Source organism: Bradyrhizobium sp. 170 (genome assembly GCF_023101085.1).
Classification (GTDB): domain Bacteria; phylum Pseudomonadota; class Alphaproteobacteria; order Rhizobiales; family Xanthobacteraceae; genus Bradyrhizobium.
In genome coordinates, this window is record NZ_CP064703.1 from 696,437 (window position 1) to 714,959 (window position 18,523).

General features: G+C 62.9%; 19 protein-coding genes. 7 read left to right on the top strand and 12 right to left on the bottom strand.

Annotated features, from left to right (window positions below; all coding sequences use genetic code 11):
- Nucleotides 1-45: 45 nt before the first annotated feature.
- From IVB05_RS03270 to IVB05_RS03290, 5 genes are all read right to left on the bottom strand, one after another.
- The gene (locus IVB05_RS03270) at nucleotides 46-531 is read right to left on the bottom strand and encodes an ATP F0F1 synthase subunit B (RefSeq protein WP_247782999.1); all 486 of its coding nucleotides are present in this window, start codon (nucleotides 529-531) and stop codon (nucleotides 46-48) included.
- 4 nt (nucleotides 532-535) lie between these two features.
- The gene (locus tag IVB05_RS03275) at nucleotides 536-1,084 is read right to left on the bottom strand and encodes a F0F1 ATP synthase subunit B' (protein WP_247783000.1); all 549 of its coding nucleotides are present in this window, start codon (nucleotides 1,082-1,084) and stop codon (nucleotides 536-538) included.
- 59 nt (nucleotides 1,085-1,143) lie between these two features.
- Nucleotides 1,144-1,374, bottom strand: coding sequence for a F0F1 ATP synthase subunit C (locus tag IVB05_RS03280; protein ID WP_016847054.1), 231 nt, complete (start codon nucleotides 1,372-1,374; stop codon nucleotides 1,144-1,146).
- A 55-nt stretch (nucleotides 1,375-1,429) separates the two neighbouring features.
- A complete protein-coding gene (locus IVB05_RS03285; RefSeq protein ID WP_247783001.1) occupies nucleotides 1,430-2,185 on the bottom strand; it encodes a F0F1 ATP synthase subunit A in 756 nt (251 codons plus the stop codon).
- Between the two features lie 69 nt (nucleotides 2,186-2,254).
- Nucleotides 2,255-2,626: an AtpZ/AtpI family protein gene (locus tag IVB05_RS03290; RefSeq protein WP_247786574.1), complete on the bottom strand. Its 372-nt coding sequence runs from the start codon at nucleotides 2,624-2,626 to the stop codon at nucleotides 2,255-2,257.
- 275 nt (nucleotides 2,627-2,901) lie between these two features.
- On the opposite strand from IVB05_RS03290, the gene IVB05_RS03295 reads away from it, so the two are divergent.
- From IVB05_RS03295 to IVB05_RS03305, 3 genes are all read left to right on the top strand, one after another.
- On the top strand, nucleotides 2,902-3,525 hold the full coding sequence (locus IVB05_RS03295) for a 2-hydroxychromene-2-carboxylate isomerase (RefSeq protein WP_247783002.1): 624 nt from the start codon (nucleotides 2,902-2,904) through the stop codon (nucleotides 3,523-3,525).
- A 63-nt stretch (nucleotides 3,526-3,588) separates the two neighbouring features.
- Complete coding sequence (locus IVB05_RS03300) at nucleotides 3,589-4,128, top strand: hypothetical protein (RefSeq protein ID WP_247783003.1); 540 nt, start codon at nucleotides 3,589-3,591, stop codon at nucleotides 4,126-4,128.
- A 144-nt stretch (nucleotides 4,129-4,272) separates the two neighbouring features.
- Nucleotides 4,273-4,746 carry a secondary thiamine-phosphate synthase enzyme YjbQ gene (locus IVB05_RS03305; protein WP_247783004.1) on the top strand — a complete coding sequence of 158 codons (474 nt, stop codon included), beginning with the start codon at nucleotides 4,273-4,275 and terminating at the stop codon, nucleotides 4,744-4,746.
- Nucleotides 4,747-4,838: 92 nt separating this feature from the next.
- Here IVB05_RS03305 and IVB05_RS03310 read toward each other — a convergent pair whose 3' ends face one another.
- The 6 genes from IVB05_RS03310 to IVB05_RS03335 all read right to left on the bottom strand — a co-directional run bounded on the left by IVB05_RS03310 (nucleotide 4,839) and on the right by IVB05_RS03335 (nucleotide 10,248).
- On the bottom strand, nucleotides 4,839-6,527 hold the full coding sequence (locus IVB05_RS03310) for an MFS transporter (RefSeq protein WP_247783005.1): 1,689 nt from the start codon (nucleotides 6,525-6,527) through the stop codon (nucleotides 4,839-4,841).
- Nucleotides 6,528-6,713: 186 nt separating this feature from the next.
- Nucleotides 6,714-7,082, bottom strand: coding sequence for a hypothetical protein (locus IVB05_RS03315; RefSeq protein WP_247783006.1), 369 nt, complete (start codon nucleotides 7,080-7,082; stop codon nucleotides 6,714-6,716).
- A gap of 83 nt (nucleotides 7,083-7,165) precedes the next feature.
- Nucleotides 7,166-7,489, bottom strand: coding sequence for a hypothetical protein (locus tag IVB05_RS03320; protein ID WP_247783007.1), 324 nt, complete (start codon nucleotides 7,487-7,489; stop codon nucleotides 7,166-7,168).
- Entirely contained in the window at nucleotides 7,486-7,806 is a 321-nt protein-coding gene (locus tag IVB05_RS03325; protein WP_247783008.1) for a hypothetical protein, read from the bottom strand. The genes IVB05_RS03320 and IVB05_RS03325 overlap by 4 nt, the downstream gene beginning before the upstream one ends.
- A 170-nt stretch (nucleotides 7,807-7,976) precedes the next feature.
- A complete protein-coding gene (locus tag IVB05_RS03330) occupies nucleotides 7,977-9,956 on the bottom strand; it encodes a sodium:solute symporter family protein (protein ID WP_247783009.1) in 1,980 nt (659 codons plus the stop codon).
- 13 nt (nucleotides 9,957-9,969) lie between these two features.
- On the bottom strand, nucleotides 9,970-10,248 hold the full coding sequence (locus tag IVB05_RS03335; protein WP_247783010.1) for a DUF4212 domain-containing protein: 279 nt from the start codon (nucleotides 10,246-10,248) through the stop codon (nucleotides 9,970-9,972).
- Nucleotides 10,249-10,543: 295 nt separating this feature from the next.
- Between IVB05_RS03335 and IVB05_RS03340 the strand changes: the two genes are divergently transcribed.
- From IVB05_RS03340 to IVB05_RS03355, 4 genes are all read left to right on the top strand, one after another.
- Nucleotides 10,544-11,164 (top strand): hypothetical protein, encoded by a 621-nt coding sequence (locus IVB05_RS03340; RefSeq protein WP_247783011.1) that lies wholly within the window; start codon nucleotides 10,544-10,546, stop codon nucleotides 11,162-11,164.
- A gap of 45 nt (nucleotides 11,165-11,209) precedes the next feature.
- Entirely contained in the window at nucleotides 11,210-13,342 is a 2,133-nt protein-coding gene (locus IVB05_RS03345; protein ID WP_247783012.1) for a DUF294 nucleotidyltransferase-like domain-containing protein, read from the top strand.
- 237 nt (nucleotides 13,343-13,579) lie between these two features.
- Nucleotides 13,580-14,254, top strand: coding sequence for a response regulator transcription factor (locus IVB05_RS03350; RefSeq protein WP_247783013.1), 675 nt, complete (start codon nucleotides 13,580-13,582; stop codon nucleotides 14,252-14,254).
- An 8-nt stretch (nucleotides 14,255-14,262) separates the two neighbouring features.
- The gene (locus IVB05_RS03355; RefSeq protein WP_247783014.1) at nucleotides 14,263-14,934 is read left to right on the top strand and encodes an HAD-IA family hydrolase; all 672 of its coding nucleotides are present in this window, start codon (nucleotides 14,263-14,265) and stop codon (nucleotides 14,932-14,934) included.
- A 22-nt stretch (nucleotides 14,935-14,956) separates the two neighbouring features.
- On the opposite strand, the gene IVB05_RS03360 is transcribed toward IVB05_RS03355, so the two are convergent.
- On the bottom strand, nucleotides 14,957-18,460 hold the full coding sequence (locus tag IVB05_RS03360; RefSeq protein ID WP_247783015.1) for a PAS domain-containing hybrid sensor histidine kinase/response regulator: 3,504 nt from the start codon (nucleotides 18,458-18,460) through the stop codon (nucleotides 14,957-14,959).
- Between the last annotated feature and the right edge of the window lie 63 nt (nucleotides 18,461-18,523).

Below are 18,523 nucleotides of genomic sequence, written 5' to 3' on the forward strand. Positions count from 1 at the left end.
GCGCGATCGTCTCGCGCCGGCTTTGATTGATTGGTGGAAAGCCGGTCAGTTCAGCTTGGCGCGAACCTCGGCAATGCCCTTGGCGAGCAGGTCGTCGGCGACCGAGCCCTTGACCGACTTCGACAGGATGGTCGAGGCGGCTTCGACCGCGGCGTTGGCGGCGGCGGCACGGACGTCGGCCAGCGCCTGGGCTTCGGCCAGCGCGATCTTGCTCTCGGCGGTCTTGGTGCGGCGGGCGACGAAGTCTTCCATCTTGGCCTTGGCCTCGGTCGCGATGCGCTCGGCTTCGGCCCTGGCGTTGGCGATGATTTCCTCGGCCTCGCGCTCGGCGCTGGCACGGCGGGTCTTGTATTCGCCGAGCAGCTTGGCGGCCTCCTCCTTGAGACGGCGGGCGTCGTCAAGTTCGGCCTTGATGCGCTGGGCGCGATGATCGAGCGCCGTCAGCACCGTCTTGTGGATGCCGAGATAGGCAAACAGCACCATCAGGATGACGAAGGCGATCGCGACCCAGGTTTCCGGTTGGGTGAACATCCCTCTATCCCTTCAACGTAGCATCGACGGCGCTGCCGACGGTTTTGCCGTCGGGCAGCACGCCGGTGAGGCGTTGCACGATCGCGCCGGCCGCATCCGCGGCGATGCCGCGGACATTTTTCATCGCGGTTGCCCGCGTCGCCGCGATCTGCTTCTCGGCGGCGGCAAGCTTTGCGGTGAGCTGGTCTTCCAGCGTCTTGCGCTCGGCTTCCGCGGCCGCATTCAGCTTCTCGCGGGTCTCGTTGCCGATGGCCTGCGCGCGGGAGCGCGCCGAAGCGAGTTCCGTCTCATACGCCTTCAGCGCAGCGTCGGACTCGTCCTTCAGCTTCTGCGCCGCGGCCAGATCGCCCTCGATCGCGTTCTGACGTGCGTCGATCACGCTTTCGACGCGCGGCAGCGCGATGCGGGATACGATCACATAGAGCGCGACGAACGCGATGACGAGCGACACCAGCTGCGAAGCAAACGTGCTCGACTCGAACGGAGGAAATCCTCCGCCGTGTCCGCCGTCGGCCCCGGTGTGGGCGCCGGTACCATGACTTTTTTCAGCCACGGGGTTCTCCTCTTGCTGTCAGCGCGCCGCCCGGATCGGGCGGCGCGATAGGGTGCAGCTCAGAGCGGAACGAACAGCAGCAGCAGCGCGATCAGCAGCGAGAAGATGCCGAGCGCTTCGGTCACGGCGAAGCCGAAGATCAGGTTGCCGAACTGGCCCTGGGCTGCCGAAGGATTGCGCACCGCTGCGGCGAGGTAGTTGCCGAAGATGATGCCCACGCCGACGCCCGCGCCGCCCATGCCGATGCATGCGATGCCCGCGCCGATAAGTTTTGCTGCTGCCGGTTCCATTTTCTAGAGCTCCTTGAGAGATAAGACAGAGTGAGGGTGGAAATTCCCCGGACGCTTAGTGTCCCGGATGAATGGCGTCGTTGAGGTAGATGCAGGTCAGGATCGCAAACACGTAGGCCTGCAGAAACGCGACCAGCAGTTCGAGCGCGGTCAGCGCCACCGTGAGCGCCAGCGGCAGCATGCCGCCGACCCAGCCGAGCGCGCCGAGCGACACGCCGAGCATCGCAACGAAGCCTGCGAACACCTTCAGCGCGATGTGGCCAGCCAGCATGTTGGCGAACAGACGCACGCTGTGCGAGACCGGCCGGAGGAAGAACGACAGGATTTCGATAAACATGACCAGCGGCAGGATGTAGATCGGCACGCCGGTGGGCACGAAGATCTTGAAGAACTTCAGGCCGTTCTTGTAGATCCCGTAGATCAGGACCGTGAAGAAAACCAGGAAGGCCAGCGCCGCGGTGACGATGATGTGGCTCGAAACCGTGAACGTGTAAGGGACGATGCCGATCAGGTTCGAGATGCAGATGAACATGAACAGCGAGAAGATCAGCGGGAAGAACTTCATGCCTTCCGAGCCGGCGGTGCTGCGGATCGTCGAGGCGACGAACTCGTAAGAGATTTCCGCGATCGACTGCAGCCGCCCGGGAACCAGCTGCCCTCTAGCCATGCCGCCGATCATCAATAGCGAGATCACCGCTACCGAGAGGAACATGTAGAGCGACGAGTTGGTGAAGGCGATCGTGTGGTCGCCGATATGGCCGATCGTGAAGAGGGGTTCGATATTGAACTGGTGGATCGGGTCGATTTTCATCCGCGCGGCTCTTTATCCACCGGCCTGGCCGGCAATCGAATTTCAAATGTCGTGACTTCCCGTCGACGCTCAGCGTCTGCCTGGACCTGCGCCTGCAGTTCTCACCACGTTGACCACGCCGGCGACGAAGCCGAGCAGAAGAAACACGATGAAACCGAACGGCGATGTCGACAATAAACGGTCGAACCCCCAGCCAATCGCCGCTCCGACGACAACGCCCGCGACCAACTCCGAGGAAAGCCGGAAACCAAGCGCCATGGCAGAAGCTCTGGCAGCTCTGTCTCCGCTTTCAGTTCCGGGTTGATCAGTCCTGATTTTGCGGCTGTCACGAATTTCGGACAACCGGTGATCCAGACTTCCGAGCCTTGCGGAAAGCGCAGCTTCGTCGGAAGACGGCTGATCGCGATTCCCACCTGCGTTGTCGTTCTTGTCCTGGGCCATGCCCGAGACAATAAACGATGCCAACGGCTGATGGAAATTGCGCCCGTCACCCTTGAAAGCCGCGCGGACCATACTTACCGCGTCTATTCAAGTCAAGATTAGGCCGTAACCAGTTAGTTCGTTGATTTGATTGAATTTATTCAAGCATCGCCTGCGACACTGTGGACCCGTCATCGCAGTGCAGCAGCTATTCCCGCATGGATCGATCTTGCGCCCGTTTGGTCGGTCTGTTGGGATGCTCCGCGTGAAGCGAAAATCCTCATGCAGGAGGCCGCATGCCGCGTCAGGTCGATTACTATTTCTCGCTGCAATCGCCCTGGGCCTATATCGGGCATCAGTCCTTTCGGCGTTTGGTAAGTACTTATGATCTCAAGGTAAATCACAGGCCGGTGGTGCTGGTCGATTTGTTCTCGGAGACTGGCGGCCTTCCCCTGATGAAGCGCCACCCGGTACGGCAGCGCTACCGGATGGTCGAACTGCAGCGCTGGCGCGATAAGCGCGGACTGAAATTTCATCTGCAGCCGGCGAACTGGCCGTTCAATGCACGTCTCGCCGATGGCGTCGTGATCGCGGCGCTCGAGGCCGGCCACGATCCCGACCGCTACTTGCGCCGGGCCTTTGCCGCCGTCTGGGAAGACCAGCTCAATCTCGCCGATCCCGCAACGATCGCGAAACTCGCCGACGAATCGGGGCTGCCCGGCAAGCAACTCGTGGAGCGCTCCGGCTCGGAGGAAGTCACGGCGGCGTATGAGCAGAACCGGCAGGACGCGCTGGCGGCCGACGTGTTCGGCTCGCCGGTCTATGTGCTGGAGGGCGAAGTGTTCTGGGGACAGGACCGCCTCGAATTGCTGGAAGATGCGTTGAAATCCGGCCGAACGCCCTATAGCTCAAGAATCTAGGGACGCCTTGAAAGCGCCCCGGCGGTCGAGGAAACCGGTAACTCCTGAGGCGGGAGCAAGCCCATGAGCACAGCGAAATCGTCCTCGAAATTCTTAAGGCTTATCGTGCTGGCATTTTGTCTCGCAGGCGCCGGGCCCGCGCTCGCCGGCGCGGGGCCCGATACCGAGAACGGCCGCTATGCGCTGTCGCCGACGGGGGATGGCGTACTCCGGCTCGATACAAGAACCGGTGCGGTTTCGACCTGCAGCAATTCGGGCGCGGGCTGGGCCTGCTATGCCGTACCCGACGAGCGCGCGGCGATGGACACCGAAATCGGCCGTCTGCAAACCGACATTGTCCGGCTGCAAGCCGACAATGAAAAGCTCAAGGCCCAACTCGCCGAGCGCGAGCCCACCGTGCCCGGCAAGATCGAAGAGCCGCTGCCGAAATCGGATTCGCTGAAGAAGGGCGAGCCGAAGGTGGCGGAGGGCGAGCGCAAGATCGAAATCCCGCTGCCGAGCGACCGCGACATGGATCGCATGATGTCGTTCCTGGAGCGGGCCTGGCGGCGCTTGATCGAAATGGCCAACCGGGTGCAGCGGGACGTCAACGGCAAGATTTGACGGGGGTGTCCTGTCGCCCCTGCGAACGCAGGGGCCCATAACCACCGGCTCTAGCTTGGCGAAGAACGTCGACCACCTCGTTTCAATCGAGGGCACAACGCGGTATGGGTCCCTGCGTTCGCAGGGACGACGGAGAGATTAATCGTGACATCGCCAAAATCCCTCTCCCGCACCGCGCCTTCGGTCATCGCCGCCAACACCATCGTATCCTCGCTGCTGACCGTGCAGACCTCAGGCACGGGCTTTACCGATCTCACCGCCGAGGTCGCGAAGTTCGTGCGAGAAGTGCGTGCGCGCGAAGGCGCGGTGACGCTGTTCATCCGTCACACCTCGGCGTCGCTGACGATCCAGGAAAATGCCGATCCGACCGTGCTCCTCGACTTGACGACGGCGCTGAACCGGCTCGCGCCCGAAAACGCCGGCTGGCGCCACGATACCGAGGGGCCGGACGACATGCCGGCGCATATCAAGACCATGCTGACCGCGACCTCGCTGCACATCCCGGTGCTGCAGGGCGCGCTCGCGCTGGGCACGTGGCAGGCGATCTATCTGGTCGAGCACCGCGCGCGGCCGCACCGGCGCGAGATCGTGTTGCAGTTCATCGGCGCGACGGATTGAGGCGCAGACAAATAAAACCGGCCGCGGATTGCTCCGCGGCCGGTTTGTCGTAAGAGCTCGAGGGGCGGGCGCTTTGGGCGCCCCGCCGGAGCTTACTTGGTGATGTCGACGTCCTTGGTCTCGGGCAGGAAGAAGAACCCGACGACCGCGGTAATCGACGCGAAGATGATCGGGTACCACAGGCCGGCGTAAATATCGCCGGTCGAGGCCACGATCGCGAACGAGGTCGCGGGCAGCAATCCCCCGAACCAGCCGTTGCCGATGTGGTAGGGCAGCGACATCGAGGTGTAGCGGATCTTGGTCGGGAACAGTTCGACCAGCATCGCCGCGATCGGCCCGTACACCATGGTGACGTAGACCACCAGGATGAACAGAAGGCCGATCACCGCCGCGGCCTGCGGCTTGAAGATGTCGAATGGGTGCGACATCTTCACGATCTGGGCGTCGCCTGCTTTCGGATAGCCTGCGCCCTGCACCGCCGTCAGCACTTGCGGGTTGGAGGCCTTGGCGTCGGTGTAAGGAACGTCCTTGCCGTTGACGACAACCTTCACGCCGGAGCCTGCCGCGCCGTAGCTGGTCGAATACTTGACCGACTGCTGCGCGAGGTAGGCGCGAGCGGTGTCGCAAGGTGCGGTGAAGACGCGGGTGCCGACCGGGTTGAACAGGTCGCCGCAGCCTGCCTTGTCTGCGACCACTTCCACCTTGACCGACTCGATGGCCTTCTCCAGCGCCGGGTTGGCGTTGGTCGTGATCATCCTGAAGATCGGGAAGAAGGTCAGCGCCGCGATCAGGCAGCCCGCCAGAATGATCGGCTTACGGCCGATCTTGTCGGAGAGCGCGCCGAACACGACGAAGAAGCCGGTGCCGAACAATAGCGACCAGGCGATCAAGAGGTTCGCGGTGTAGCCGTCGACCTTGAGGATCGATTGCATGAAGAACAGCGCGTAGAACTGGCCCGTGTACCAGACCACGCCCTGACCCATCACGCCGCCGATCAGCGCCAGGATGACGATCTTGGCGTTGCTCCAGTTGGCGAAGGCTTCGGTCAACGGTGCCTTTGAGGTCTTGCCTTCATCCTTCATTTTCTGGAACACCGGCGATTCATTCAGCCGCAGCCGGATCCAGACCGAGATGCCGAGCAGCAGCACCGAGACCAGGAACGGAATGCGCCAGCCCCATTTCGCGAATTCGGTTTCGCCGAGTGCGGAACGGGTGAACAGGATCACCAGCAGCGACAGGAACAGGCCGAGCGTGGCCGTGGTCTGGATGAACGAGGTGTAGTAGCCGCGCTTGCCCATCGGGGCGTGCTCCGCGACGTAAGTCGCCGCACCGCCGTACTCGCCGCCGAGCGCGAGGCCCTGCAGCAGGCGCAATGCGATCAGAATGATCGGCGCCGCAATGCCGATGGTCGCCGCGTTGGGCAATATGCCGACGATGAAGGTCGACAGGCCCATGATCAGAATGGTGACCAGGAAGGTGTATTTGCGGCCGACGATGTCGCCGACGCGACCAAACACGATGGCGCCGAACGGACGAACGATAAAGCCCGCGGCGAACGCCAGCAGCGCGAAGATGTCGCGCGTGGCCTGGTTGAACATCGGCTGATTTGTTGCGGGATCAATGACGCCGAAGAACTGCGCGCCGATCACACTGGCAAGCGAACCGAACAGGTAGAAATCATACCATTCGAAGACGGTACCAAGCGACGAAGCGAGAATGACGAAACGTTCGTCCTTTGTCATTCCGGCGGCCTTGCCGGATGTGGCAGTTATCGTAGACATTTCCGATTCGCTCCCCTTTTTTATGATCGCGCAAATGTGCGTTGCGTCAGATCGACGCGTAATTATGGGCCTCACTACATGTTCGGGGGCATTGGCCCAATAGTACTTTCGGCGGGGCACAGCACCGCTTTGCGTCGATCACGCTACAGCAACTGGTGAATCTGCCGGTGTCGACGCGGCCCCTGACTAAAGTCCAATGGCCGAGAAAATAAGTGCGACGGTCCACATCACAATCGAGATGATGGCAGTCCAGCGCGCGAACGACAAATAGGTCTCCCGCATCAGGTTTGAAATCATCTGTTGGGCTAAAGCCTGAGGCGGCCGGCTCTCCTTGGGCAGATAGAGCCACATCTCGGTCCGGCGGTGGTCTTTTGTCCTTGCTTCGCGTGCCTTGAAAATGAGCACGAGCGTCATCGTCAAACTGAGAAAGCCGCCGGCCTGGAAAGCAGATCGCGGGAGAAACGACAGGCCGATCATGACGCAGAATATGGCGAGCGACGCGAATCCGCAGGCGCGCAGCACCGTTTCATAGGCAATACGGCTCATCTCGTCCATGATCCGCCACTCCGTCGTCCGCAGCCAATTGCGGCCCAGCGTAGCCGCTAGGCCCCCCGGCCTCAACCTCCGGAGCCCATGCGCTAAAGGCCGATTTTAAGAAAATTGCCGGCGGCTGGCAGCGCAAGAAGCGCGGTTCCCGCAAGCCAGATCCAGAGCGATACGTTGTTCGACTCAGGGGCGCCGGTGGCGCGCTCGTAGATCGCCGCCGGAATTCCGCCGAGAATGACGGTCGCGGTCGAGACCATCAGCGATGCGAACATCAACGTCAGGGACAGGCTGCCAAACAGCAGCGGGCCGGCGAGCAACTGGACGTACAGCAGCGTGAAGATCAGCGAGAGCTGGTTGAAGATGCCGTTGATCATCCCGAAGAATGCAATTCCGATGAAATAGAAGTTGCGGTTCATGATGCCGCTCCGCCAAACCGGGGGGCGAGATTTAGCAGCAACAACGTGTAGTGAAGCGCGACGCGCAGCCAGAACAGCCAGACGAAGCCGAACAGCCAAAGCACGACCGGCGGGGTAACCTTGGGTGTCACGATGGCGACGGCGGCGACGACGGGGTCGGTGATCCGGCAGAAAAATCGCCAGATGTAATTTGGCGAGTCGGCGTCCACCATCAGGCCGAGCAGGACGCGGCCGAGCAACGTGTACATCAATACTGCAAGAACAAAGTTGGGCAGATGGAAGTACCAATATGCGGAGAGCGAGCTTGCGAAATCCAAGGAAGTCTCCTCGCTGCCTGACACTATCTGATGAGACGAGGCCGATTATCGCAATCCGCCGTTCTCTCACAATGGCAAGGGCAGGGTGTCCGGGCAAGGCAGATATGATGCGACAAACAAAGACGGGGCCCTGAAAGGCCCCGTCTGTCGATATCCAGTTTTGAGAAGCGTCAGGTCGTCCTCTCCTCGAGCACCGTCCTGCCGCGCGGCTTCCGGATTTCGTCGACGTAGGCCTGCATTTCCGCCGACGGCTCCTTGCCGAGCTTGCTGACGATGTAGATGACGGCGAAACCGAGTGGCGCTCCCAACAACCCGCAGTTGATGTTGTTGAGGTCGAACCAGCCGACCTTGTTGGCCATCGGGTGGGCGAGGGTGGGGAAGCTTTCCATGGCATTGGGCAATGCCATGGCTTTCGCGATGTCGACCAGCGGCGCCCCCGTCAGCGGGCTGGTCAGCGAGGTCATGCCGAAGTACTTCACGCCTGCGCCCGGGAAGTACCGCGTTGTCACGAGATAGAACAGGCACAACCCGAAGCCGGCAATAATGCCGCAGACCGCGCCCGTCGCCGTCGTGCGTTTCCACCAGACGCCCATTACGAGGGCCGGGAAGTTGCCGGCCATCGCCAGCGAGAACGCCCAGCCGACCATGGCCAGGATGTCGCCGGGTTTGGTTGCCGCTGTCGCAGCCGCGATCACGGCGACGACCACAAGGAGAGCGCGAGCCACCGTGAGCCGACGCATGGTCGGCGCGTTGGGGTCGATCATCTTGTAGTAAACGTCGTGCGACAGCGCGTTTGCGATGGCGAGCAGCAGCCCGTCAGCGGTGGACAGCGCGGCGGCGAGACCGCCGGCAGCGACCAGACCCGAGATCACATACGGAAGTCCCGCGATCTCAGGCGTGGAGAGCACGATCACGTCGGTGTTGATGATGAAGTCCTGCAGTCTGACGACACCGGGATGTCCGGCAATCGCTTTGCACGCCGCAACGATGGCGTCGATGCTGCCTGCGTTCTTGCCGCAGATCTGGATCAGCCCGAGTTCACCCCAGTTGAACAGCCAGGGACGAATGGCCGTCAGATCCCGTCCGATGATGTTGGTGTAAACTTCCAGCTTGGAGAACGCTGCGTAGGCCGGCGCCGAGAAGTAAAGCAGGAAGATGAACAGCAACGACCACGCCACGGACTGGCGCGCTTCACGCACCGACGGGGTGGTGAAATAACGCATCAGGATGTGCGGCAACGAAGCCGTGCCGACCATCATGCACATGATGATTCCAAAGAAGTTGAGCGGGCTATAGTTGATGAAGGGCTGAATGTGCGGCTTCAGCGCTGCGACTGTCGTCAGACCCGCCGCCAGCATTTGTTGCTCGCGCGCGGTAATATCCACAATCGCCTGTCCGTAAGTGAGTTGGGGGATCGGAATTCCGTACTTCGTGGTGGACAGGATAACGATCGGAGTCAGATAGGCGATGATTAGCACGATGTATTGTGCGATCTGCGTCCAGGTCACCGCCCGCATGCCCCCCAGCATCGCGCAGAGCAGGATGCCGACAAGTCCGGCAAAAACGGCAAGTTCGAACTGCATCCCGAGGAATCGCGAGGCAATCAGGCCGGTGCCGTAGATTTGCGCCGTCACATAGGTGAAGGAGCAGGCAACCAGCACGATCACGCCGAGCGCACGGGCGAAATTGCCGCCGTACCGGAACGACAGGAAGTCGGGCACGGTATAGGCGCCGAACTTGCGCAGGTATGGCCCGATCAGGATCGACACCAGCACAAATCCGCCGGTCCACCCGAGCACCCATGCCAGCCCGTCATAGCCAAGCAGGAACAAGGTGCCGGCCATGCCGACAAAGGACGCCGCCGACATCCAGTCGGCGCCGGTTGCCATGCCGTTGTAGAAAGCCGGGACACGCCGTCCGGCGACGTAATACTCCGAGACCTCCGCTGTTCGCGTCATCACGCCGATGATGGCGTAGACGGCGAGCGTGAAGAAAACGAACAGGTAGCCGAGGATCTTGTTTGGAACGCCAACCTGCTCGAGAACCGCGAGCAGGAGGATGAATCCGATGAAGCCGCCGGTATAAGTACCGTACATCTTGCCCAGATTCTTGATGAAGTCTGAGGTGCTGGCAGAAGCTTGTGTGGCCATGATCTCTTCCCCCTCAATCTTCCTCGGCAAAGCCGTATTCGCGATCAATCTTGTCCTGCTGTTTTGCGAACATGAACAGCATGACCACGAACACGATGAGCGAGCCTTGCGCGGCCATGTAGAAGCCGAGCGGAAAACCGAGAATCGGAATGATGATATTGTTGAGCGGCTTCACGAACATGTGGATGACGAAGCCGAAGAAGAACCAGATGCCGAGATGCGTGAACATCAGGCGCGATGTCTTCGCCCAATGTGCTTCTTCTTTCGCTTTCAGATCAGTGGAGTTAGCCATGAGCTGCAAATCCTCCCTCAAGACCCCGGTCGGCAATGCGCCGGGATTGAATGATCGAGGGGAATGCAATCCCTTCAGTGCGGCGCCCCCCATGCCGCGGCTTCAACCGGTCTTGAGCCGGTTTGGAGTCAACGAAGGCTAACACCAGCGGCGGTTCCAACTCGATAATACTTTGGGGGAATAAGAAGTATGCTGCAGCTGCTAAGAGCGGCAATGCAGCACTTGAGCGTGCGAGCTTGGCAAATGCCGGATAGACTGGCGAACCGGCCTGGTCCATTTGGCAGGAAAGAGTGCGATGAAGCTGTTCGAAAAGTTGTTTCGCCCACGTCCGCCGATTCGCGACCGGGAAGAGCTTGCCGACTTCATCGACGCGCAATCGGCCTTTATCGTGCAAAAGGGCATCTACGAATACTCGCGTGCGCGGGCAGGTCACTACGCCAAGGTTCTGTTTGCCGAAGAGGGATTCGCGCTATCCGTCGAGCACGCTCGCTGGCAGGCCTTTCCGCTGGGCCTCTCGATGGTCGGTGAAATGGTCGAGGGGGTGCTGGCTTTCCAATCCGAGATGCCGCGCCGCCAAATGCTCGACCAGCTGATATCAGTCGTTCTTTCGGTTCTCGACCGCTATCCCGTTCCGCCGTCGATTGGAGAAGAGGCATGGCTGGCTGCGCGCAGCAACCTGGCGCATCGGCTTGATCTCGTCGGAGGGCACGCCCCCAAACGCGTGATGGACATTCCCGAGCCGCTGGCGGAAGCCTATTTTGCAATGATGCCGATCCACGAGAAACTGCGCGGACGGGATTTCCAGACCACGCGGAATTATCTCCGGGTCAGCCTGTGCAACATCCACGACGAATTGATCTCGCGCATGGACAGGGCGGCGCTGGAACGGGCAATGACGACGGCTGCCGTGGCATAGTTCTTCGATCATCACCCCGCGTGCGGCTGCCGGCAGGGAGAGGCGATGGACAGGACAGGTGGCGTCGTCCCGCTTTTGTCGATCGACGCCGTTGTCATCGATACCGAGACCACCGGGCTCGATCCACGCAAGGCGCGGGTGATTGAGCTGGCCGGCGTGCGATTGTCGGCCGGAAAGCTGGTGGCCGGCGACAAGTTCCGTCAGTTGCTGCGCCCGGCCGGTCAAGCGATTCCCGCCGAGACGACCCGCATTCACGGCATCGACGATGCCATGGTGGCCGGCTCGCCATTGTTCGCCGATGTCTGGCCGCGGTTCACCGCGTTTCTCGGTCAGGCGGTCGTGATCGGGCATTCGGTCGGATTCGATCTTGCGGTGCTGAGGCGGGAATGCGACCTCGCCGGTTTGCCGTGGACACGACCACGCACGCTCGACACGCGGCTGCTGGCGCAGATTGCCGCACCGGAACTAGTCGGCTATTCGGTGGAAGAACTCGCCGCATGGCTCGGTGTCGACGTCGCGGGCAGGCATTCCGCGCTCGGCGATGCCACGACGGCGGCGCGGATGTTTCTGGCGCTGGTGCCGAAGCTGCGTGACCACGGCATCCGCACCATCGCCGAGGCCGAACGGGCCTGCCTCGCCCTCACCTCCGTACTCGACGATCAGGCGCGGAGCGGCTGGATCGAGGCCGTCGCGGCTCCGGAGCGCGCCGATGCTGAACGCATCCTGAAGCGCTTCGACAGCTACGCCTATCGGCATCGCAATCGCGACATCATGCGGACGCCTCCGGTCTTTGTGGAGGCCGACATTTCAGTCCGCGACGTGCTCGCGCGGCTTGCGAGCGAAAGAATATCGGCTGTCTTCGTGGCGCCGCATGCAGTTGCCGGCGTCGTCAAGGCGGCGGAAGCGGGCATTGTCACGGAACGCGACCTGCTATCTGCGATCGACCGGTTCGGCGCCGCCGCGCTCGATTTGCCGGTCGAACAAATCACGAGCCGGCCGCTGGCTGCGGTCCTCGATGACGCGTTCGTCTATCGAGCAATCGGCCGCATGAACCGTCTCAAGACCCGCCACCTCGGCGTCGTCGATGAGGCAGGCCACGTGGTCGGCGCATTGTCCGCGCGTGACCTGCTCCGCCTGCGCGCCGGGGAGGCTATTTCGCTTGGCGAGGAGATCGATGATGCGGTGGACGCACACGGCCTGGCGGTTGCCTGGGCCAAGCTGCCGGGGGTCGCGGAAGCGCTGCTCGCCGAGGGACTCTCCGGCCGGGATATAGCGGAAGTGATTTCCCGCGAACTCGGTGGGCTCACCGGGCAGGCCGCCGCGATCGCCGAGCGAATCATGCGGGAACGCGGCGAGGGCGGCCCGCCATGCCGCTACGCAACGATCGTTCTTGGATCGGCCGGTCGCGGCGAAAGCCTGCTGGCGATGGACCAGGACAATGCCGTCATTTTCGAACAGGGTGAGCCGGAGGGTCGCGAGGATCGTTGGTTCGCGGCCTTGGGGACGCTGGTCGCGGATATCCTGCACGAGGCCGGCGTGCCCTACTGCAAGGGCGGCGTCATGGCAAAGAATCCGCCCTGGCGCGGCTCGGTCGCGACCTGGCAGAGCCGGATCGACCACTGGATCGCGCGATCCGATCCCAAGGACCTGCTGTCCGTGGATATTTTCTTCGACCTGCGCGCCGTCCACGGCGACGGCAGTCTTGCGGTCGCCGTGCGGCGGGCTGCCTTCGCCGCAGCCGAGGGGCAGGTTGCGTTCGCCAAGCTTCTGGTCGAGGGGATCAGCGTTCCCCGGAGCCTGAGATTTCTTGGCGGCATCCGGACCGAAGAGGGCCGCATCGATCTAAAGAGGGCAGGACTGTTCGGGGTCGTTTCCGCAGCGCGCGCCATGGCGATCCGCTATCACGTGATGGATCGATCGACGCCGGCTCGATTAGCCGGCGTAAAGGCGTTGCTCCATGTCAGCGAAACGGATCTGGACGCGCTTGGCGAAGCGCATGGCGTATTTCTCGATCTGATCGTGTCGCAGCAGGTTGAAGATGTCACTCACGGCATACCGCCCTCCAATGCCGTCTCGGTGAATCGGCTGTCAACTCACGACAGGGATCGGTTGCGGGCGGCGCTTGAAGCGGTAGCATCCGTCGACGAATTGCTTCGCGACGTCCTGTTCAAGGGCTGATGGCTTGTCGTGCCAATCGCCAATCAAGAACAGCGCGGAGATTGACGGCCAATACCCGCGCCCCGCCGACCAGCGTGACCGTCGGTCAAGTCATTGTGCGATGCACAAGGGAGCGGTTAACCGCTTCTGCGCAGGGCGATATTTGCGCCTTGCATGCGGCCGCCCGGCGGAGGACAATTGAATCCACGCAGCGGGCCTGTTCCGGTCCGTGCCGTTGCAACCTCGCGCAAGAACTAAATGACCGCCGCTGCCAATACCCATCTCGTCATTGCCGATGACCACCCGCTATTCCGCGATGCTTTGCGGCAGGCGGTGGGCAGTGTGGTGGCGTCGGCCATCGTCAGCGAGGCCGGGTCGTTCGACGATCTCACCGCGCTGCTGGAACGGGATTCCGACGTCGATTTGATCCTGCTCGATCTCACCATGCCGGGGATCTCGGGCTTCTCCGGCCTGATCTACCTGCGCGCGCAATATCCGGCGATCCCGGTGGTGATTGTGTCCGCGAGCGACGATGCTGGCACGATCCGACGCTCGCTGGATTTCGGCGCCTCCGGCTTCATTCCCAAGCGCTTCGGCGTCGAAACCCTGCGCGACGCCATCTTGAAGGTGATGGAGGGCGACGTCTGGGTTCCGCCGGACACCGATCTCACCTCGGCCGACGATCCCGACATGGCGCGCTTACGCGACCGGCTGGTCACGCTGACCCCGCAGCAGGTGCGCGTGCTGATGATGCTGTCGGAGGGCCTGCTCAACAAGCAGATCGCCTATGAGCTCGGCGTGTCGGAAGCGACCATCAAGGCGCATGTTTCGGCGATCCTGCAGAAGCTCGGCGTCGAGAGCCGCACGCAGGCCGTGATCGCGGCGGCGAAGATCTCCGGCGGCCAGTGGCGCCAGGGCACGCCGACGACGTAGCAGCACGCATGCCGGGATTCGGGAAAGCGCTGCTGTTCGACATTGACGGCACATTGGCCGACACCGATGCGCTCCATCTGGAAGCGTTCAATCAAGTGTTCGCGCCCCATGGCCACGTGTTCGATCGCGACCGCGCCTCGAAAGAGCTGATGGGGTTTTCCAATGCTTCGATCAGCGGGCGGTTCCTGCCCGGCCAATCGCCGGAGCGACAGGCCGCCATCATGGCGGAGAAGGAAGAAGCGTTCCGCAAGCTCGCATCGGGGCAAATCAAACCGCTAGCGGGTCTGATGAAATTGCTTGCCCTGGCGGATCGCGCGAACGTCCCCATGGTGGCGGTAACCAACGCGCCTCGCCTGAACGCCGAAATGATGCTTTTCGGACTGGGCATCATGCAGCGGTTCAAGGCTGTCATCATCGGCGACGAGCTTCCGCACGGAAAGCCGCACCCGCTGCCGTATCTGGAGGGTTTGCGCGCAGTGAGCGCCGCGCCCGACCTGTCTCTCGCATTCGAGGATTCCCGCTCCGGCGTTCAAGCCGCTTCCGCTGCCGGTATCGCGACGATTGGAATACGGACGAGCCTTGGCCATGGCGATCTGGTTGCTGCGGGCGCGGTCTGCACGGCCGAGACCTTTGACGATCCGGAACTGGTAGGGCTGGTCGCGGAGACGATGGGCTGGTGACGTCCGACGAGCGCGTCGGAGTCTACTCCGCCGCCACCAGCTGTTGCGCCCGCCACTGGCCGAGCAAAGCGCGCAGCGACGCCGGCTTGACCGGCTTGTTGAGGATCGCGATGTTCTCCTCGCGCGCGGCCGCCCGCACATTCGGGCTGCGATCCGCGGTAATCAGAATCGCGGGAATGTTTTCGCCGAAGCGGCGGCGGATCTCACGGATCGCGGCGACGCCGTTGCCGCGGTCGAGATGGTAATCGACCAGCAGGCCGGTCACGCTGCTGCCGGAGGATTCGATCGCGGCGATCGCGGCGTCGGGATCGGTCACGGCGATCACCTCGGCATCCCACGCCGTCAGCAGCGTCTTCATACCGTCGAGGATCGCCGGGTCGTTCTCGATGCAGACGACCAGCGCGCCGCTTATCGGCGTTTTGGAGAGCGGCGTCGCGCTGGTGACCGCGGCGGTGTGGTCGATCGCCTTGGCGACCGGCACGGTCACCGAAAACACCGAGCCGCCGCTGACATTGGCATCGATCGCGATGCCGTGGTTGAGCACGCGCGCCAGCCGCTCGACGATCGACAGGCCGAGGCCGAGGCCGCGGGCGATCCGCGCGCCCTGCTCGAGGCGATGGAATTCCTTGAAGATCTCGCTGCGCTTGGTCACGGGAATGCCGACGCCGGTGTCGTAGACCGCGATCTGCAGCGATTGTCCGTGGCGGCGGCAACCGACCAGCACGCGCCCGCGCGGGGTATATTTGATGGCGTTCGAGATGAAATTCTGCAGCAGCCGGCGCAGCAGCGAGCGGTCGGATTGCACCGGCAGCGAGCAGGGCACGAAGGTCAGCTCCAGCCCCTTGGCGCGGGCGATCGGCGCGAACTCAATCTCGAGCGAGCGCATCAGGTCGGCCATCTTGAAGCTTGAGATCGAGGTCGTCATCGCGCCTGCATCCAGCCGCGAGATGTCCAGCAGCGCGCCGAGGATTTCCTCGATCGCCTCCAGCGAGTCGTCGATGTTCTCCACCAGGCGCGAATCCTCGCCGCCGCTGCTCTGCCGCTCGACGAGACTCGTCACATAGAGCCGCGCCGCGTTGAGCGGCTGCAGGATGTCGTGGCTGGCGGCCGCAAGGAAGCGGGTCTTCGAGATGTTGGCGTCCTCGGCGGTGCTCTTGGCCTGCGCCAGTTCGGAATTCAGGCGGGTCAGTTCCTCGGTGCGGTCGCGGACGCGCTTTTCCAGCGTCGCATTGGCGCGTTCCAGCGCTTCGGCGGCCTCGAAGCTGGGCGTGACGTCGGAGAAGGTGATGACGAAGCCGCCGCCCGGCATCCGGTTGGAGCGGACTTCGATCACCATATGGCGGTCCGGCAGGCGCTCCAGATAGGGCTTGCCCTCGGTGGTGTAGGCATCCAGCCGTCGCTGCAGCAACCCATCGGGATCACCGAAGTCGGCCGGGCTGACGGCGCCCATGAATTCCAGGATTTCCTGCAGGGGAATCCCGAGTTGCACGACCTGCGGCGGCAGCGCGAGAATTTCGCCGAACTGGGCGTTCGAGCAGATCAGCTGCAAATCCGCATCGAACACTGCGATGCCCTGGCGCACATGGTTCAGCGCGGTCTGCAGGATCTCGCGGTTGAAATGCAGCGCGGCGTGGGAATCGTCGAGCAGCTTCAGCGCGGCCTTGGCGGAAACGGTTCGCTTGCGCAGCAACAGCGACATCACGAGGCGAGAGGAGGCCGCCCCGATCGAGGAGGCGATCAGGCGTTCGGCGTGCTGCAGCAGTTCGAAGTCGGCGGGCGCGGCCGGATCGAGATTGCCGGCGGCAAAGGTCTCGAAGGCCTGGGCCGCGCGCTCGGGGCCGAGATATTGCGCCACCGTGCTCTGGATGTCCTGCACGGTAACGGTCGTCCGCCAGCGCCGGAACGTCGGCGCGATCGGCGCCAGCGTGTTGGGCACGAACAGATCCGCCTGCAGCCGTTCGATCGATGAAGGCCGTTGCGCGATCGACATCACGATGTAGGTCAGGATGTTGAGCGAGAGCGACCAGAGCACGCCGTGCATCAGCGGCGGCAGGTCGGCGCCGAACAATGCCCGCGGACGCAGCGCCTCGATGCCGAACGGTCCGTGCTGCAGCAGGAGGAGACCGGTGGGATTACCCTCCAGGAAACTCGGCAGGAACAGCGTATAGGCCCACACCGCAAAGCCGACCAGCATGCCGGTCATGGCGCCGCGGGCGGTTCCCTCGCGCCAGAACAGGCCGCCGAAGAAGGCCGGGGCCAGCTGGGCAAGCGCTGCGAACGACAGCAGGCCGATAGCCGCGAGTTGAGCATTGCCGAGCGCGCGATAGTAGAAATACGCCATCACCATGATGGCGAAGATCGCAAAGCGCCGGATACTGAGCAGGAAGTCGCCGAAATCCTTGCTTCCGTCGCGCGTCGCGGGGCTGCGCTGCAGCACCAGCGGCAAGACGATGTCGTTGGAAACCATGATGGAGAGCGCGACGCATTCCACGATCACCATCGCGGTCGCGGCCGACAGGCCGCCGACGAAGACGGCAATGCTGAGCAGCGGGGAATCCGCCTCGATCGGCAGCGCCAATACGTACATGTCGCTGTCCACGGCGCCGAACGGAAAGGTGACGAGGCCGGCGAGCGCGATCGGAATCACGAACAGGTTGATGGCGACCAGATAGAGCGGAAACAGCCAGCGGGCGCGGCTGACCTCCTCGGGGCTGGAGTTCTCGACCACGCTGACGTGAAACTGCCGCGGCAGCAGCATGATCGCGCAGAACGACAGCAGCGTCATGGTGAGGAAATTGCCGATCGACGGCGAATAGTTGATCGCGCGCACCGCCTCCGGGGTCTTCATCGCGCGTTCGATCAGCTCGACGGGCGTGAACATCCAGAAGGTGACGAAGGCGCCGGCGGCGAGGAAGGCCACCAGCTTGACGATGGATTCGGTGGCGATCGCCAGCATCAGGCCGTGCTGGTGCTCGGTGGCGTCGGTCTGGCGGGTGCCGAACAGCACCGCGAATGCCGCCATCGCCAGTGTCACGACCAGCGCGATGTCGCCGATAATGGGAATCGAGGAGAACAGCTTGTCCTCGCTCAGGATCGTTTCCAGCGAGGACGCCACCGCCTTGAGCTGCAGCGCGATGTAAGGCACCGATCCGAAGATCGCGATGACAGCCACCGTGGCGGCGACAGCCTGGCTCTTGCCGTAGCGCGCCGCGATGAAGTCGGCGATCGAGGTGATGTTCTGCGACTTGGCGAGCTGGATCACGCGCCGGAGCAGCGGCGTGCATAGCCCGATCATCAGGATCGGGCCGACATAGATCGCGAGGAAGTCGGTGCTGGTGCGGGTGGCGAAGCCGACCGAGCCGAAGAAGGTCCAGGAGGTGCAGTAGATCGCCAGCGACAGCGGATAGATCAGCATGCCGGCGCGGCCGCGCTGGCTCGGCGACAGCCGGTCGCCATAGCTGGCGACGCCGAACAGCAGGCCGATATAGGCGAACGCGGCGGCGATCACACCCCAGTCGTGCAGCATCGCTGCGGGTCTCCCTCTCCCGGCAAGCGCCAAAGCCCGAACACATGGCCGGAAGAGGTGACT

Coding starts and splice junctions, on each gene's coding strand:
- IVB05_RS03280 (WP_016847054.1), bottom strand. CDS start 1,374: ATGGAACCGGCAGCAGCAAAACTTATCGGCGCGGGCATCGCATGCATC.
- IVB05_RS03300 (WP_247783003.1), top strand. CDS start 3,589: ATGAGCACAGCGAAATCGTCCTCGAAATTCTTAAGGCTTATCGTGCTG.
- IVB05_RS03335 (WP_247783010.1), bottom strand. CDS start 10,248: ATGGCTAACTCCACTGATCTGAAAGCGAAAGAAGAAGCACATTGGGCG.
- IVB05_RS03295 (WP_247783002.1), top strand. CDS start 2,902: ATGCCGCGTCAGGTCGATTACTATTTCTCGCTGCAATCGCCCTGGGCC.
- IVB05_RS03320 (WP_247783007.1), bottom strand. CDS start 7,489: ATGAACCGCAACTTCTATTTCATCGGAATTGCATTCTTCGGGATGATC.
- IVB05_RS03345 (WP_247783012.1), top strand. CDS start 11,210: ATGGACAGGACAGGTGGCGTCGTCCCGCTTTTGTCGATCGACGCCGTT.
- IVB05_RS03330 (WP_247783009.1), bottom strand. CDS start 9,956: ATGGCCACACAAGCTTCTGCCAGCACCTCAGACTTCATCAAGAATCTG.
- IVB05_RS03290 (WP_247786574.1), bottom strand. CDS start 2,626: ATGGCCCAGGACAAGAACGACAACGCAGGTGGGAATCGCGATCAGCCG.
- IVB05_RS03340 (WP_247783011.1), top strand. CDS start 10,544: ATGAAGCTGTTCGAAAAGTTGTTTCGCCCACGTCCGCCGATTCGCGAC.
- IVB05_RS03360 (WP_247783015.1), bottom strand. CDS start 18,460: ATGCTGCACGACTGGGGTGTGATCGCCGCCGCGTTCGCCTATATCGGC.
- IVB05_RS03285 (WP_247783001.1), bottom strand. CDS start 2,185: ATGAAAATCGACCCGATCCACCAGTTCAATATCGAACCCCTCTTCACG.
- IVB05_RS03315 (WP_247783006.1), bottom strand. CDS start 7,082: ATGGACGAGATGAGCCGTATTGCCTATGAAACGGTGCTGCGCGCCTGC.
- IVB05_RS03270 (WP_247782999.1), bottom strand. CDS start 531: ATGTTCACCCAACCGGAAACCTGGGTCGCGATCGCCTTCGTCATCCTG.
- IVB05_RS03350 (WP_247783013.1), top strand. CDS start 13,580: ATGACCGCCGCTGCCAATACCCATCTCGTCATTGCCGATGACCACCCG.
- IVB05_RS03310 (WP_247783005.1), bottom strand. CDS start 6,527: ATGTCTACGATAACTGCCACATCCGGCAAGGCCGCCGGAATGACAAAG.
- IVB05_RS03355 (WP_247783014.1), top strand. CDS start 14,263: ATGCCGGGATTCGGGAAAGCGCTGCTGTTCGACATTGACGGCACATTG.